Annotated in this window: 12 protein-coding genes and 1 pseudogene; 8 read left to right on the forward strand and 5 right to left on the reverse strand. The window is 72.1% G+C overall.

Annotated elements, in window-relative coordinates; translation table 11 throughout:
* Positions 1-50 precede the first annotated feature (50 nt).
* The 3 genes and pseudogenes from IE258_RS41785 to IE258_RS41385 form a co-directional block, all read right to left on the reverse strand.
* A complete protein-coding gene (locus IE258_RS41785) occupies positions 51-620 on the reverse strand; it encodes an NUDIX domain-containing protein (protein ID WP_268256349.1) in 570 nt (189 codons plus the stop codon).
* Positions 621-731: 111 nt separating this feature from the next.
* Positions 732-2,672, reverse strand: a complete 1,941-nt coding sequence (locus IE258_RS28740; protein ID WP_189748206.1) for an ATP-binding cassette domain-containing protein — start codon at positions 2,670-2,672, stop codon at positions 732-734.
* Between the two features lie 308 nt (positions 2,673-2,980).
* A pseudogene (locus IE258_RS41385) lies at positions 2,981-3,246 on the reverse strand (glycoside hydrolase family 15 protein); the annotation flags it as partial.
* A gap of 238 nt (positions 3,247-3,484) precedes the next feature.
* Between IE258_RS41385 and panD the strand changes: the two are divergent.
* The 3 genes from panD (at position 3,485) to IE258_RS28755 (ending at position 4,997) form a co-directional block, all read left to right on the forward strand.
* A complete protein-coding gene (panD, locus tag IE258_RS28745; RefSeq protein ID WP_189748208.1) occupies positions 3,485-3,904 on the forward strand; it encodes an aspartate 1-decarboxylase in 420 nt (139 codons plus the stop codon).
* Positions 3,905-3,946: 42 nt separating this feature from the next.
* Complete coding sequence (locus tag IE258_RS28750; protein ID WP_189748209.1) at positions 3,947-4,291, forward strand: GNAT family N-acetyltransferase; 345 nt, start codon at positions 3,947-3,949, stop codon at positions 4,289-4,291.
* A gap of 61 nt (positions 4,292-4,352) precedes the next feature.
* A complete protein-coding gene (locus IE258_RS28755; protein ID WP_189748211.1) occupies positions 4,353-4,997 on the forward strand; it encodes an aspartate/glutamate racemase family protein in 645 nt (214 codons plus the stop codon).
* Positions 4,998-5,484: 487 nt separating this feature from the next.
* On the opposite strand, the gene gnd is transcribed toward IE258_RS28755, so the two are convergent.
* Positions 5,485-6,924 carry an NADP-dependent phosphogluconate dehydrogenase gene (gene gnd / locus IE258_RS28760; protein ID WP_189748213.1) on the reverse strand — a complete coding sequence of 480 codons (1,440 nt, stop codon included), beginning with the start codon at positions 6,922-6,924 and terminating at the stop codon, positions 5,485-5,487.
* Positions 6,925-7,213: 289 nt separating this feature from the next.
* On the opposite strand from gnd, the gene IE258_RS28765 reads away from it, so the two are divergent.
* Complete coding sequence (locus IE258_RS28765) at positions 7,214-8,503, forward strand: transglycosylase family protein (RefSeq protein WP_189748214.1); 1,290 nt, start codon at positions 7,214-7,216, stop codon at positions 8,501-8,503.
* On the opposite strand, the gene IE258_RS28770 is transcribed toward IE258_RS28765, so the two are convergent.
* Positions 8,493-9,797: a DMT family transporter gene (locus IE258_RS28770; protein WP_189748216.1), complete on the reverse strand. Its 1,305-nt coding sequence runs from the start codon at positions 9,795-9,797 to the stop codon at positions 8,493-8,495. The two genes, IE258_RS28765 and IE258_RS28770, sit on opposite strands and share 11 nt — an antisense overlap.
* Before the next feature lie 227 nt (positions 9,798-10,024).
* On the opposite strand from IE258_RS28770, the gene IE258_RS28775 reads away from it, so the two are divergent.
* The 4 genes from IE258_RS28775 (at position 10,025) to IE258_RS28790 (ending at position 16,158) form a co-directional block, all read left to right on the forward strand.
* A complete protein-coding gene (locus IE258_RS28775; protein WP_189748218.1) occupies positions 10,025-10,852 on the forward strand; it encodes a (2Fe-2S)-binding protein in 828 nt (275 codons plus the stop codon).
* A 37-nt stretch (positions 10,853-10,889) separates the two neighbouring features.
* Positions 10,890-12,065: a glycogen synthase gene (glgA, locus tag IE258_RS28780; RefSeq protein ID WP_189748220.1), complete on the forward strand. Its 1,176-nt coding sequence runs from the start codon at positions 10,890-10,892 to the stop codon at positions 12,063-12,065.
* Between the two features lie 51 nt (positions 12,066-12,116).
* Positions 12,117-13,337: a glucose-1-phosphate adenylyltransferase gene (gene glgC, locus IE258_RS28785; RefSeq protein WP_189748222.1), complete on the forward strand. Its 1,221-nt coding sequence runs from the start codon at positions 12,117-12,119 to the stop codon at positions 13,335-13,337.
* 202 nt (positions 13,338-13,539) lie between these two features.
* Entirely contained in the window at positions 13,540-16,158 is a 2,619-nt protein-coding gene (locus tag IE258_RS28790; protein WP_189748224.1) for a PA14 domain-containing protein, read from the forward strand.
* Positions 16,159-16,186: the final 28 nt, after the last annotated feature.

The raw sequence follows: 16,186 nt of genomic DNA on the forward strand, positions 1-16,186 counted from the left end.
CTACCTCAGAGGGGGGAGGGCGGGAAGGAGGCAAGGTGGGCCGGGTTCGGTCAGCTCAGCCGCATCCCCTCCGCAGGGATCTCCTCGATGGCGGCGGCGCGAGCGGCGGGCAGGCCCCACCGCTCGTGTGCCGTGTCTGCAGTGAGTTGGGCCTGCCGAGCTCCGGGTGGGCCCCAGCCCAGCAGGGCGGCGGTCTGGGCGGGGGTGGCGAGCAGGCGGGCGAAGGGGTGCCCGGTGGCGGGGTCGACGGCCGCCGGTCCGATGGCGGTGACCTGGGCGGCCAGGCGGAGCCGGGCGTTGGGTCCCACGCCTCCGTAGACCTCGCCGGTCTTGTCCAGCACCCAGCCCAGTCGCACCGGGTCGGTGAGGGTGAGCCGGGCTTCCTCGGCGGCTTCGCGGTGCACGGTGTCCTCGGGGGTCGCGTCGGTTGTTTCCACGGTGCCGCCGGGCAGCATCGGCAGCGCGCCCCGCGGGCCGGGGTCGGCCACGACGACGACCCATGAGCAGTCCTCGCGATAGGTGGGGTGCACCAGCAGCACCTGGCCCACCTCGTTGGTCAGGAGCGCGGCGGCACCGAGCCCCGCGGCATGCCGGGTCGCGGCGTACTGATCTTCCGGCACGCCCGCACGCGCTGAGACGTGATCCGCAGAGGACACGGGAGAAGTCACGTAGTTCTGCCTTTCGAGACGACGGGCGATCGGGCGGGTGCGCAGCGTGTCGGCGACGGCTGTTCAGGGAGCTTCGCCGCTCATCCGGCGTTGCAGCTCCCACAGGGACCGGAACAGTCCTGATTGCTGTGTGAGTTGGGCGTAGGTTCCCTCCTGGACGGTCCGCCCCTCGTCCAGCACCACGATCCGGTCGGCGACGGCCACATTGGTGAGACGGTGCGTGATCAGCAGGATGGCGCGGTCCTTTGCCAGTTCGCGCAGGCCGGCGAAGATCCGGTGCTCGGCGCGGGCGTCGAGGGCGGCTGTGGGTTCGTCCATCACCAGCAGCGCTGCTTGCCGGTGAAACGCGCGGGTGAGGACCAGGCGTTGCCACTGCCCTCCGGAGAGCTGCTGTCCTCCGAACCACTCGCTGGTCAGGAGGGTGTTCAGGCCCGAGCGGAGCTTGGGAAGCATCTCCGCGGCGCCGGACGCCTCGCAGGCGGCGAGCAGGGCCGCGTCGCTGGTGTCGCCCTGCCCGAAGGTGATGTTGTCGCGCATCGTCAGCGGCAGGTAGGTGAACTTCTGCGGTACCAGCGCGACGTGTTCCCACGACCTCCACGGGTCCAGGTCCGCGGTGGAGGCGTGGTCCCAGGCCACGTCCCCTTCGGTCGGCAGCAGTAGCCCGCACAGCAGGCGCGACAGGGTCGTCTTGCCGGAGCCGTTCTCACCGACCAGTGCCACGATCTCGCCGCGCTTCACGTGCAGGGAGACGTTGCTCAGACTGTCTTTGGGGGCGCCGTCGTAGCGGTAGGTGACGTCGCGGACCTCGAAGCGCTCCGGGGCCGCGGCGACGGGTTCGGTGCCGCGGGAGTCGGCCATGGCCTGGCCGTGGGCGTTGTCGAGGAAGTTCTGCCAGTCCTGTACGTACCAGCCGGTGCGCACCAGGCGGGCCCCGCCGTTGATGATGCCGCGCACCGAGCCGGTGGCGGTCTGCAGGGCGAAGACGGCGCCTCCGCCGGCCGCCAGGCTCATCCGCCCGGAGGCCAGGAGCCACAGCAGCGCCGCCCACACCGCGGTCGAGGCGACCCCGCCGGCGACGGCCCCGGCCAGACCCATCCAGGCACCGGTGTTGGCGGCCTTGCGCTCGGCGTCGTTGACCGAGGCGGCCAGCCGGCGGTACCGGCCGATCAGGAAGGGGCCGGCCAGGCAGGCGCGCATCTCCTCACTCGACTCCTGATACGCCATGTGCCAGCGCAGCTTGCCCAGCATCCGGCGCCGCCCGGAGGTCTCCAGTCCGGCGAGGTAGAGCACGCGTGCGGAGCGGACGTAGGCGGCGGCCTGCGGCAGGCACGCGAGGAAGAGAAGGGGAAGGAGTAGCGGGTGCAGGACGGTCAGGACGGTGGCACCGGCCGCGAGCGTGGCGGTCGCTGCGAGGACGTCCTGCGCCTCCTCGACGAGGTCGGGGGTGACCTGGGCGCCGCGGTCGGCGATGTCGTAGGCGTCGTTGTAGCCGGGCTTGTTGTTGGCGGCCAGTTCCGCACCGAGCGCGGCCTCGATCATCGTCAGCTCCGCCGCCCGGCCGAGAACCGGGCGCAGACGGCCGGTGAGCCAGACGACGGCGATGCCCAGCAGCGCGCGCAGGCCGGCGGCGGCGGCGATCACGGTCAGTTGCGGGGCTGCGTCCCACAGTCGTGCGGTGATGTCGCCTGCGGAGACCAGTGCGGTGATCGTGCCCGTGACGGCGAGGAGGCCGAGAGCCGCGAGGACGCCGGTGCCGATCTGGCACACCAGCAGGCCGATGGTCGCGCCGCGGTCCACGCGCCAGGCCATCTGCACCGAGCGCCGCACCAGAGAGGGTAGACGCCGCGCCATGGTACGGGAGGTCAGCAGGGAGCCGGCCTGGAGCCGCGACTCGTCGCGGTAGAGGTATTCCTCTTCTCGAACACCGGCGTCCTGCGGTTCGCCGTCCGGCACGGTTCCCTTTGGTGGTTGCGGCGGTTGGTCCTGCGTAATGGCCGAGGTCATCGATCCCCCTAGGACGGTCGCTGCGGCAGCGTCGTGAAGTTCAACGACGCGGCTGCAATTTCGAACGCACCTCATTCGGTCGTGCTGGAAGGCCCGCAATTCCCTGCGTCCGTGGAACCCGCAGGCGCCCGTCCCTGGTCTGGCTTGGAGCGGCTGCGGGCATGAACTGGCCGAAACGCCGACACCGCCACACCACGTGCGCGGTACGCCCGGGCAGCGCAGGTGGCCCGCGTGCTGCGGGAGGCCGAGCGGGACGCCGGAACCGCGACCGCAGCATGGCGGCGGGAGGACTGTGTCGCCATCTGCTGAAGGAGCAGAGCGCTCTGGACCAGTCCCGTGTGACTGACTGCCTGAGGAAAGCTGCCGAGTTGGCGCTGCCTGACGGGGTCGTGCTCCTCCGCCAGCAGCCCGAGGTCGTTGCGCAGAGACAGGAGACGTTCGAACAGGCACGAGCCTCGTCGAGGCGGCCGGTCAGGGCGAGACCGTCGACGAGCCAGAAGGCACACAGGAAGAAGGTGCCCTCGTCGCCGGTCAGGCCGTCCACTCCGGCGTCCCCACCGCAAGTCGGGTTGCGGGTCGTCGGTCGACAGGAAGCCGTGACGTGATCACGGACGCCCTTCGGGGGGTGCTGCGTAGGCTTGGGTCGTCGTCACGGTGGGGTCCGCGAGTGTGGGCGAAGCCCCAGGTAGGGAGCCGTCCAGCCCAAGTGGAGCGATGTTGCTCACAGCCATCGGACGGGGGTGCCGGTGTAAGCTCGAGGAAGCCCTTGACCTGCACAAAGCAGGCAGGGAGCCGTCTTCCAGGAGTCCGACATGCTGCGCACCATGTTCAAGTCCAAGATCCACCGCGCCACCGTCACCCAGGCCGACCTGCACTACGTCGGCTCGGTGACCATCGACGCCGATCTGCTGGACGCCGCCGATCTGCTGCCCGGTGAGCTCGTGCACATCGTGGACATCACCAACGGGGCCCGGCTGGAGACCTACGTCATCGAGGGCGAGCGGGGGTCCGGGGTGATCGGGATCAACGGGGCCGCGGCTCACCTCGTGCACCCAGGTGACCTGGTGATCCTCATCAGCTACGCCCAGGTCACCGACGCCGAGGCGCGGGCGCTGCGCCCCCGGGTCGTGCACGTGGACGGCGACAACCGTATCGTCGCCCTGGGCGCCGACGCGTCCGAGCCGGTACCGGGCTCGGACCAGGAGCGCAGCCCTCAGGCCGTGTCGGCCTGACCGTACTGACCCGCAGATCGCGCGGGGACGAGGAGCGTGGCCGTGAGTGACATCGAGATCCGTGACGACCGGGCGGCCGGACGGCTGGAGGCGGTCGCGGCCGGAGAGGTCGTCGGGCGAATCGAGTACTTCGTCCTCGACGCTCCCGAGCGGGCCGTCGTCCCCGTCCACACGATCGTCGAGCCGGCCCACGAGGGGCAGGGCATCGCCGGTTCCCTGGCGCGGGAGCTGTACCGGCTCGCGGGCCGGGAGGGCGTCACGGTCGCCCCGCTGTGCCCGTACGTGGTGAAGTGGGCGGCGCGCCACCCGGACGAGGCACCCGCCGCCGATCCGGAGCTGCTGCGCGCCGCGAAGGAGTGGCTCGTCGCACATCCCGAGCTGTTCTGATCGGGGACCAGGAGACAAGCAAGAGAGAAGCGAGAGACAAGAGGGAGGTCGGGGGACTCTCGTGCTGGCACTGCTGCACACCTCGCCCGTTCACGTGCCGGTCTTCGACGCGCTGCGTGACGCGGCGCATCCGGGGCTCGAACTGCGGCATCACGTCCATGCCGGGCTGCTCGAGCGGGCGCGGCGGGACGGGCCCGAGGCGGTGGCCGAACCCGTCGCGGCCGCGCTGACGCGCGCGGTCGCGGAAGGGGCGCGCGCCGTGCTGTGCACCTGCTCGACCATCGGGGGCGTCGCCGAGGCGGCAGCCGCCGGGGTGGGCGTGCCGGTGCTGCGCGTCGACCGGCCCATGGCCGCCGCCGCGGTGGCCGCCGGTCCACGCGTCCTCGTCCTCGCCGCCCTGGAGAGCACGCTGGCTCCGACGGCGGCACTGATCGAGGAGGAGGCACGGCGCGCGGACCGTCCCGTGGAGCTGCGGACCCGGGTGGTGGACGGCGCCTGGTCGCGGTTCGAGGCCGGGGACGGCGAGGGCTACCTGCGCCGGGTGACCGAGGCGGCCGACTCCGTGACCGGCGCGGACGTGATCGTTCTGGCCCAGGCGTCCATGGCGCCCGCCAGGGAGGCGACGAGGGCCTCTGTCCCCGTGCTGGCCAGCCCAGCGCCCGGTCTCGCGGCCGGCGCGGCGGCGGCACGCGCCGGGACCGGCTGAGCCACTCGGGCCCGGCGGTTCATACGGCTGAGTGAGTGGGGAGGCGGCCCTCGGGTAGGCGGGGGACAAGTCCAGAGCCGACGTCGACCGACTGGCCGGAGGACAGCGCCATGACGAACCCGTATCCGGATCCCGTTCCGCCGGGTCCCACTCCGGGACCCACCCCCGGTCCGGACCCGGAGCCCCCGCATCCGCACCCGGACCCGGCCTCGCCGCCCGCTCCGGGCCCGGGGCCGGAGCCGACCCCTCCGCCTCCGCCCCCGGGCCCCGGCCCGGAACCCACACCTCAGCCCCCGGGCCCCGGCCCGCAGCCGACGCCCCAGCCTCCCGGCCCCGGGCCGCAGCCGACGCCTGAGCCTCCGGGGCCTCCCGGGCCCTCGCCGTCACCGATCCCGCCGGGGCCCGAGCCCGTGCCCAACCCCGAGCCGGGGCCGCCGCTCACCTGAGTGAGGGGCGGCCGAGGCCCTGGGAAGGCAAGGGACGGGTGCTACGCGGTGACCTCCGACCGGTCTCCGCCCCACAGCGTGTGGAACGCGCCGTCCCGGTCCGTCCTGCGGTACGTGTGCGCCCCGAAGAAGTCCCGCTGCCCCTGGGTCAGCGCGGCGGGCAGCCGCTCGGCGCGCAGGGCGTCGTAGTAGGCGAGGGCGGCGGCGAACCCCGGCGTCGGCACGCCCTGCCGGGTCGCGGCGACCAGGACCTCGCGCCAGTCGTCCTGCGCGGCGGCGATCTCCTGGGCGAAGGTCTCGTCCGACAGCAGACTCGGCAGGTCGGGCCGGGCGTCGTACGCCGCGCGGATCCGGTCCAGGAAGGCCGCCCGGATGATGCAGCCGCCGCGCCAGATCGCGGAGACCGCGCCCAGGTCGATGTCCCAGCCGTACTCCTCGCTGCCCGCCGCGATCTCGTGGAAGCCCTGCGTGTACGACACGATCTTCGACGCGTACAGCGCCTGCTCCACCCGGTCGGCGAAGGCGGCTGCCTCCGACTCGCCGAGCGGCGCCGCCTTCGGGCCCGCCAGGCCGCGCGAGGCGTCGCGCAGCGCCGCGTGACCGGACAGGGAGCGGGCGAAGACGGCCTCCGCGATGCCGGACACCGGCACCCCCAGGTCCAGGGCGATCTGCACGGTCCAGCGGCCCGTCCCCTTCTGCTCCGCCTGGTCGACGACCACGTCCACGAACGGCTTGCCCGTCGCCGCGTCCACGTGCGACAGCACCTCCGCCGTGATCTCGATCAGGTACGAGTCCAGACGGCCGGTGTTCCAGGTGCGGAAGATCTCCGCGATCTGCGCGGGGGCGTACCCGGCGACGTCGCGCAGCAGCTGGTACGCCTCGCCGATCAGCTGCATGTCGGCGTACTCGATGCCGTTGTGCACCATCTTGACGAAGTGCCCGGCGCCGTCCGGACCGACGTGGGTCACACAGGGCGCCTCGTCCGCGGCCTTCGCCGAGATCTTCTCCAGCATCGGGCCCAGCGACTCGTACGACTCCTTCGAGCCGCCCGGCATGATGCTCGGGCCGTGCAGCGCGCCCTCCTCGCCGCCGGAGATGCCGGTGCCCACGAAGTGGATGCCCTGCTCACGCAGTTCCCGCTCCCGGCGCCGGGTGTCCGCGAAGTGTGCGTTGCCACCGTCGATGATCATGTCACCGGGTTCGAGGAGCGGGGCGAACTCCCGGATCACCGCGTCGGTCGGGTCACCGGCCTTCACCATGATCACCAGGCGCCGCGGCCGCTCAAGGGCCGCCACGAACTCCTTGGCGGTCTCGGTCGCGACGAAGTCGCCCTCGCTCCCGAACTCCTCCACCAGCGCGTGCGTGCGCGCCGCGGTCCGGTTGTGCACCGCGACCGTGTAACCGTTGCGGGCGAAGTTGCGGGCGAGGTTGCGGCCCATGACCGCGAGACCCGTGACGCCGATCTGCGCTGTAGTGCTCATTGCGTTGGCTCCTAGTGACCTTGGTGTCTGTGGTGCCGGTGTCCGCCAGTATCGCCAATTTCGCCGCTCGACCATGCTGACGTGCCGGTACGCCGGCCGCACTTCGTGCTTCCCGGGGTCCAGTACGGCGAGGAGGGGTGCAGCGCCTCAGCGGGCGGACACCTCTTCCGGTCAACGGCCGCCCGATCCCGGCCACTCGGGGTGACCAACCGGCCGGTTGCCGTCTTGTCATGGCCGGTTCGCGGCGCTTACTTTTGCCCCTCCTGACGCAATGTCGAGGGGGACCTCCATGGCCGTACGCGGCCGGCACCGCCGGTATCAGCCGAACAGGATCAACCGCGCCTCACTGACCGTCACCGCGGGGGGTGCGGGGCTGGCCCTCCCCCTCGTCGGCACCGGCACGGCCCACGCCGCCGACGTGGAGACCTGGGACAAGGTCGCCGCCTGCGAGTCGACCGACGACTGGGACATCAACACCGGCAACGGCTACTACGGCGGGTTGCAGTTCACCCAGTCCACCTGGGAGGCGTTCGGCGGCACCCGGTACGCCCCGCGCGCCGACCTGGCCACCAAGGAAGAGCAGATCGCCGTCGCCGAGAAGGTGCTCGATGTACAGGGCCCCGGCGCCTGGCCGGTGTGCTCGGAGCGGGCCGGACTGACCCGGGGCGGTGACCCGCCCGACGTCCGGCCGGCCGGGGGAGCGGCGTCCGCGAAGACGTCGGGTTCGGTGAAGGACGTCCAGCCGCAGACCACCCCGCAGTCCCGTGCGGGCAAGGCCCGGATGTACACGGTGGTCACCGGCGACACCCTCTCCGGCATCGCCGACACCCACGAGGTCCGGGGCGGCTGGCAGCGCCTCTACGAGGCCAACCGCGGCGCGATCGGATCCGACCCCGACCTGATCCTGCCCGGCCAGCGTCTGTCACTGCGCGGCGAGGGAGCCACCGCGGCATCCGGCACCACGACGCGGAAACAGGACAAGCAGCAGAAGCAGCAGCAGAAGCAGCAGCAGACGCCGCGGAAGAAGGAACAGAAGCGGGAGTCGAAGGCCGAGTCGAAGACCGAAGCGAAGTCCGAGCCGAAGGATCAGAAGCGGCAGGAGGAGAAGAAGGCGCCGCAGAAGCCCTCCTCCTCCGACAGCGGCAAGGCCAAGACCGGCAAGGCCACCACCCACCGAGCCGTCGTGGCCCCCGTCGACGCTTCCACCGGCACGCCCTACCACCAGGCGGGCTCCTCCTGGTCCAAGGGCTACCACACCGGCGTCGACTTCCCCGTCCCCACCGGGACCTCCGTCAAGTCGGTGGCGGCGGGCCGGGTGGTCAGCGCCGGGTGGGGCGGTTCGTACGGCTACCAGGTGGTGGTCCGGCACGCGGACGGCCGCTACTCCCAGTACGCGCACCTGTCCGCGATCTCCGTGAAGAGCGGCCAGTCGGTGGGCGTCGGCCAGCGCCTGGGACGCTCCGGGGCCACGGGCAACGTCACGGGCCCGCATCTGCACTTCGAGGTGCGGACGGGGCCCGGCTTCGGTTCGGACGTCGACCCGGTGGCGTACCTGCGGGCCGGCGGCGTCAGGATCTGATCCGGACCCGTCGGCGCCCGCGTATGGGCGGCGGGACGAACGGACCGAGGTAGAAGGGGCCGTAGGAGAACGTCCTGTCGTCGCTCTCCACGGGTGCCCGGACTTCGTACGCCTCCTCGACGGGGGCCGGGTCGGGGTCCGGCGGCGCCACCGGGGAAGGCACCACGACCTTGTCGGAGAGCCGGGCCACCGGAGCGTCCGCAGCCACTCGGAGCGCCGGTGCGGCCTCCTCCACCGGAGCCGCCCGCTCCACCGGAGCCACCGCGATCGCCGCGGCGACCGGCTCCCGGACCGGCTCGACCGGCACGGCCACGGCCACCGGCACCGGCCCGAGTGCCACGGCCCCGGCCCCTGCAGTCCCGGCCTCCGGAAGCACCACGGCGGCCCCGGCCCGGGCCGGAGCCCCACCGGAACCGGAATCGGAACAGGTGTCGGTGTCCATGTCGGTACCGGAAGCGGCGCCCTCCCGCGCGATCCGCTCCGTCGTGAGCATGATCAGCCCACCGGCGGCCACCACACCGCAGCTCAGCGCGAGCACGGTCCCGGTCGTGCCGTACCGGAACGTCTCGCCGAACATCGTGATGCCGACGACGGCGGCCACCACCGGGTTCACGACCGTCAGCGTGGCCAACGGGGCCGCCAGACCGGCGCCCCGGTAGGACGCCTGGGACAGCACCATGCCGGCCGTGGCGAGTACGCCGATCACGGCCAGCGACGGCAGGTCGCCGACGGACACCCCGCCGGTCCAGTCGACCGCGACCGTCTTGGTGAAGACCGAGGACATCCCGAAGGCTATGCCGGACGCCGTCGCGAGCAGGATGCTGCGGACCGCCGGGTGCCGGTGCGCGGCCCGGCCGGCGATCATCAGCGCCACGACCGCACCGCCGGTGACCAGGGCCGCCGCGACCCGCTGCGCCGTGTTCAGCGACTGCGCGTCGGAGGCGCCGACCAGGGACAGCAGACCGGCGAGTCCCACCGTGGCCATCAGCGCGCCGCGCCAGGCCGTCGCACCGGCCCTGCGGCCCACGAAGAGCGCCGCCATGGGCAGCGCGAACACGATGGTGAGCGCTCCCAGCGGCTGCACCAGGCTCAGCGGACCCAGCGCCAGGGCGACCACGTGCAGCAGACCGCCCAGACCGTTGAGCGACACGGCCCCCCACCAGGCGGGCCGGCGCAGAGGGGCGTACTGGGCAGCGGGGGACGACGCCGCGACCTGCTCCTGCACGATCGCTCCGCCCGCGTACGCCACGGCGGAGACGAGCGACAGCAGCACGGACAACGCGAGGGCGCTCATCGGCTGCTCCTCTGCGTGAGGCGGGGGCGCTGGGCCCGGCGCGGCGAACGGTCGTCATCCATGGACAACACGATGCCGTCCCAGGGTCTTCCCGTCGTCGTCCCTGAGCATTCTTTGGGTCCTACTACCGATGGAGTACGACGGCGCCGCCGTCCTCCCCAGGGTGGGCGACTCGAGCCCCCGACCCCTGGCCCGGCCCCTTAGGGGCACTGATACTACTGCTCTCCGTGGACCTCGACCCCGGCCTCTCCGCCCTCCGCCCGCTCGGCGGCTTCTTCGTCCTGCACGCCTCGCGTCCGGTGCCCTCGGGGCGGACCGCCGCCGCGCCCCTCGTACACGCCTACGCACCCGGATACGGAAACGCGGCGGCGGACGTTCAAGTTCCGGTGCAGCGCGCCGATCCGCTGGGCCGCCGGGTACGCAAGGTCGCCGCCGCGATCGGCGCATCCGAGGCCCGGGTCGCCGCCTCCGTGGCCCAGCAGGGGCTCGCGGCCCGCCTGTGGTCGGTCACCCTGGCCTGCGCCGTCCGGTACGGCCACGTCCCGGACCTCGATCCGCGCCTGCTGCACTGGGACCCCGGGGCCACCGCCCCGGACGACCTGTGGCTCACCGAGGTGCACGCGCTTCCCGCGGACGCCGACACCGTGGCGGACGTCGTCCTGACCACCCACCTGGCGCCCCTCACCGAGGCCGTGCACGCCCGCTACGGCGTCGCGAGGGGACTGCTGCGCGGCAACGCGGCCTCCGCCCTGACCGGCGCCGGACGCGAACTGGACCGCTGGGCCCGCCGCCAGGGCCAGGCGGACGCCGCCGCCCGCGCCCGGTCCCTCACCGCGGGCCTGCTGGCCCACCCCCTGCTCGCCGGAACCGGGACGCTCACCGGTACCTCCTTCCGGCGCCGCAGCTGCTGCCTGTACTACCGGGTGCCGGCCGGCGGCGTCTGCGGCGACTGCTGCTTCCCGAGCCCCCCGGGGCCCGCCCGCTCCCCACGCGCAGCGGGACCGGGCCGCCTCCCGCACCCTCCGCGCTCTTCCCCGGGCGCCCGCTCTGGGTGACCATGAGGGGACCAGCCGCCGAGACGGGAGGTTCCGGGTGCGCGTGGGACTGCTGACCCGTGAGTTCCCGCCGGACGTCTACGGCGGCGCCGGAGTCCACGTCGAGTTCCTCGCCCGGGAACTCGCCCGCCTCGTCGACCTGGACGTGCACAGCTGGGGCGAGGGCCGCGCCGACGGGGTGCTCCGCCACCGCCCCTGGTCCGCGCTCGACGGTGCCAACGACGCGTTGCGCACCTTCTCCGTGGACCTCGCCATGACCGCCGCCCTCGAAGGGCGCGAACTGGTGCACTCCCACACCTGGTACGCCAACCTCGGCGGCCACCTGGCCAAGCTCCTGCATGGCGTCCCGCACGTGATGACCGCCCATTCCCTGGAGCCCCTGCGCCCCTGGAAGGCCGAGCAGCTCGGCGGCGGCTACACCCTGTCCGGCTGGGCCGAGCGCACCGCGATCGAGGCGGCCGACGCGGTGATCGCCGTCTCCGGCGCGATGCGCGCGGACATCCTCGGCTGCTACCCGGCGCTCGACCCCTCCCGGGTCCACGTCGTGCACAACGGCATCGACACCAAGCTCTACCGGCCCGACCACGGCACGGACGCGCTTGACCGGATCGGCCTCGACCGCTCCCGCCCCTACGTCCTGTTCGTCGGCCGCATCACCCGGCAGAAGGGCGTGCCCCACCTGCTGCGCGCGGTCCGGGACATCGACCCGGCCGCCCAGGTCGTGCTGTGCGCGGGCGCCCCGGACACCCCCGAGATCGACCAGGAGTTCCGCGACCTCTTCGCCGAACTGAGCCGCGCCCGCGAAGGCGTGCACTGGATCCCGCGCATGCTGCCGCGCCCGGAGGTGATCCAGCTCCTGACGCACGCCGCGGTCTTCGTCTGCCCCTCCGTGTACGAGCCCCTAGGCATCGTCAACCTGGAGGCGATGGCCTGCGCCACCCCCGTGGTGGCCTCCCGGGTGGGCGGGATCCCCGAGGTCGTGGCCGACGGCGAAACGGGGGTACTCGTCACCAAGGACGGTGACGGGGACACGGTGGCGGACGACGACTTCGAGGCCGGTCTCGCGCGCGCCCTGGACTCCGTGCTCGCAGATCCGGACGCCGCCCGGCGGATGGGCGAGGCGGGCCGGGCGCGCGCGGTGGAGGAGTTCGGCTGGGACGCGGTCGCGCGCCGCACGGTCCGGCTCTACGAGGAGATCCTCAAGCGGGCTTGAGCCGCCCCACCCCGGGGCGGCCGAGGGTGAACGAGGGTGAGGGGAGCGGCCATGCGTCGTGGAGGTCCTTCGGTGCTCGGCATCGTGCTGGCGGGCGGAGAGGGCAAACGCCTGCTGCCCCTGACCGCGGACCGCGCCAAACCCGCGGTCACCTTCGGCGGCACCTACCGCCTGGTCGACTTCGTGCTGTCCAACCTGGTCAACGGCGACATCCTGCGGATCTGCGTGCTCACGCAGTACAAGTCGCACTCGCTGGACCGCCACATCACCACCACCTGGCGGATGTCGAGCCTGCTCGGCAACTACGTCACCCCGGTCCCCGCCCAGCAGCGCCTCGGCCCGCGCTGGTTCCTCGGCAGCGCCGACGCCATCCTGCAGTCCCTGAACCTGGTGCACGACGAACAGCCGGAGTACGTCGCGGTGTTCGGCGCCGACCACGTGTACCGGATGGACCCCCGCCAGATGCTCGCCCAGCACATCGAGTCCGGGGCGGGTGTCACGGTCGCCGGGATACGGGTACCGCGTGCCGAGTCGCCGTCCTTCGGGGTGATCACCCCGGGCTCCGACGGGCAGACCGTCACCGGCTTCCTGGAGAAGCCGGCCGACCCTCCCGGTCTCGCCGACGACCCCGGGTGCGTCTTCGCCTCGATGGGCAACTACGTCTTCACCACCAAGGCCCTCGTCGAGGCGCTGCAGCGGGACGCCGAGGACGAGGACTCCGTGCACGACATGGGCGGCTCGATCCTGCCCCAGCTCACCGACCGGGGCGAGGCCGCGCTGTACGACTTCAGCGCCAACCACGTCCCCGGAGAGACCACCCGCGACCAGGGGTACTGGCGGGACGTGGGCACGCTGGACGCCTACTACGACGCCCACATGGACCTGATCGCCGAGCGGCCCGCCTTCAACCTCTACAACCGGGACTGGCCGATCTACACCCACTCGACCCAGCTCTCGCCGGCCCGCTTCAACGCCGGGGGCATCGCCAGCGAGTCGATCATCAGCGCCGGTTGCCTGATCCGGGGCCAGGTCACCCGGTCCGTGCTCTCCCCGGGGGTGGTGGTCGACCCGGGCGCGGTCGTGCAGGGCTCGGTGCTGCACGACAACGTGCACATCGGCCGCGGTGCGGTGGTGCGCGGGGCGGTCCTCGACAAGAACGTGGAGGTGCCGCCGGGCGCGACGATCGGCGTCAACCCGGAGCGGGACGGCGAGTTGTACACGGTCTCCAAGGGCGGCGTGATCGCGCTGGGCAAGGGGCAGCGGGTGCCGTGACGGACACCCGCCCGGACGGGCGAGGGGACGGACGACGGCTCCGGGCGCGCGTGATACGCGCGTTGAACCCGGGGCCGTTGTCATGTCCCTGGACGTCAAGCGGAATCCGTGTTGTCATGCCTCTGCACCGCTGCTGTTACATCGATGTATGACATCGATGTCCTGAGCCATCAGCCACCACCCGTTCTCGAGGAGAGGGTCAGTGCGCACCAAACGACTCAGAGACAAACTCGCCCTGTTGCTGGCAGCCGCGCTCGGCGTCGCGGGACTCGCCGCCGTACCGGCGGCCAACGCGGCCGACGACGACGGCACCGCGGAGGTCCACGGCCTGAAGGGCGAGTACTACACCCAGTCCGCCCCCGGCGCCTTCGACTTCCACGAGCTCAAGGCCACCGGCTTCGACCAGCAGGTCGACTTCAACACCCTTGAGCCCCGACTCGCCTTCGCCACCGGGCAGTCCGACGACGTGAGCGTCCGCTGGACCGGCAAGCTCGTCCCGGAGAAGACCGGCGCCCACACCTTCTCGATCATCGGCGACAACGGCTTCCGCCTCTGGGTCGGCGGACAGCTCGCCATCGACCACTGGGTCGACGACTGGGACCGCGAACAGACCGCCCAGCCCATCGAGCTGACGGCCGGCCAGTCCTACGACATCAAGCTGGAGTACTTCGAGCACTACGGCGGCTCCAACCTCCACCTGCGCTGGACCGAGCCCGGCGGCAGCAAGGAGGCGATCCCGCAGTCGGCGTTCCGCCTGCCCGACGGCTTCGACTACAACGGTGCGACGGCGACCACCGTCCAGTCCACCGGCCGCACCCTCAAGCTGGACTTCGCGAGCCCGCTGACCGCGCCCCCGGCCGGTCTGACCGACCACCTCGAAGCGGTGATCGGCGGCGCCACGTGGCCGCTCGGCGAGACGAAGCTGGACCCCGCCGACCCGAGTGCCCTGCTCGTCGCCCTCGACCAGCCCGTCGTCGGCAACAAGAACGGCGACGCGCCCGGCACCGCCGACGTCCGCTACGACGGCGAGGGCGGCCTCACCGACGCGGAAGGCAACGTTGTCAACGCCTTCTGGAGCAGCGGCGGCAACGAGTCCACCTACGAGCTGCGCACCGACTGGGCCGACGAGGTCGGGCCGGACAACGCCCTGCCGGAGTACCCGCGCCCGCAGCTGACCCGCGACGACTGGCAGAACCTCAACGGCCGGTGGCAGTTCGCCGCCGCCGAGGCGGGCGAGCAGCCGCCGGTCGGCAAGAACCTCAAGGAGCGCATCCTCGTCCCGTACCCGGTGGAGTCCCAGCTCTCCGGCATCCAGCGGCACGAGGACCGCATGTGGTACCGCCGCACCTTCACCGTGCCCCGCGACTGGCACATCGGCTCCTCCCAGCGGCTGAAGCTGAACTTCGGCGCCGTCGACTGGCAGTCCGAGGTGTACGTCAACGGCACCAAGGTCGCCGACCACAAGGGCGGTTACGACAAGTTCAGCGCGGACGTCACCGACGCGCTGAAGCCCGGCCGCACCCAGGAGCTGATCGTCGGCGTCTACGACCCGACCGACGCGGCGAACGGCGAGAACCCGCCGCTCGGCAAGCAGCGCCTGGACCCGAGCGGCATCTGGTACACGCCCAGCTCCGGTATCTGGCAGACCGTCTGGATGGAGCCGGTCGCCCGGGACCACGTGGACTCCCTCAAGCTCACCCCGCACGTCGACGGCGCGGCGAGCACCCTCACCGTCGAGCCCAAGGGCGTGCGCGACGGCGTACGCGTCAAGGCCACGGCCTACGCCGGGCACCGCAAGGTCGCCACGGTAAGCGGCCGCACCGGCGAGCCCCTGACCCTCAAGATCCGCGACCCGCACCTGTGGTCGCCCGACGACCCGTTCCTGTACGACCTGAAGGTCACCGTGGGACACGACCGGGTCGACAGCTACTTCGGGATGCGCTCCATCGCCGTCGAGAAGGTGAACGGTGTCCCGCGCACCGTGCTCAACGGGAAGCCGACCTTCCTGATGGCCACCCTCGACCAGGGCTTCTGGCCCGACGGCCTGCACACCGCGCCCACCGACGAGGCCCTCGCGTACGACCTCAGGCTGCACAAGCAACTCGGGTTCAACTCGGTGCGCAAGCACATCAAGGTCGAGCCCGACCGCTGGTTCTACTGGGCCGACAAGCTGGGCCTGATGGTGTGGCAGGACATGCCCGCGATGACCGCCGGGAAGAACCCGTCCACCGCCGCCCGCGCCGAGTACGAGCGGGAGATGAAGGAGATGATCGACGAACACGTCAGCCACCCGTCGATCATCATGTGGGTCACCTTCAACGAGGGCTGGGGCCAGTACGACATCGGCCGCGTCGCCGAGCAGGCCAAGGCATGGGACCCGACCCGGCTCGTCAACAACCAGTCGGGCCTGAACCTCGGGGCCGACGGCGGCGCCGGCGACATCATGGACGAGCACGGCTACCCGAGCCCCGCCCTGCCGCCGTCCCCGGACGGCGAACGCGCCCTGGTCACCGGCGAGTACGGCGGCCTCGGCCTCGCGGTGCCCGGACACGCCTGGTCCGTGCAGCAGTCGTACGTCGACGTCGACCCGCAGACGTACACGGACGACTACCTCACCAAGCTCGACGAGGTGCGCGCCCTGGTCTGCCGGGGCAGCAACGGCGCCGTCTACACCCAGATCTCGGACGTCGAAGGCGAGCTGAACGGCCTGACGACGTACGACCGCAAGGTGCTCAAGCCGGACGTCGAGCGGGTGAAGACCGCCCAGGAGGCCCTCATCCAGGACGCGTCCCAGCCCACCCCGGCGGGCTGCACCGCCTGAACACCGGCACTCGAGGAACAACCGCACG

This window comes from Streptomyces tendae (assembly GCF_014650435.1).
In the GTDB taxonomy this organism is placed as follows: Bacteria; Actinomycetota; Actinomycetes; order Streptomycetales; family Streptomycetaceae; genus Streptomyces; species Streptomyces tendae.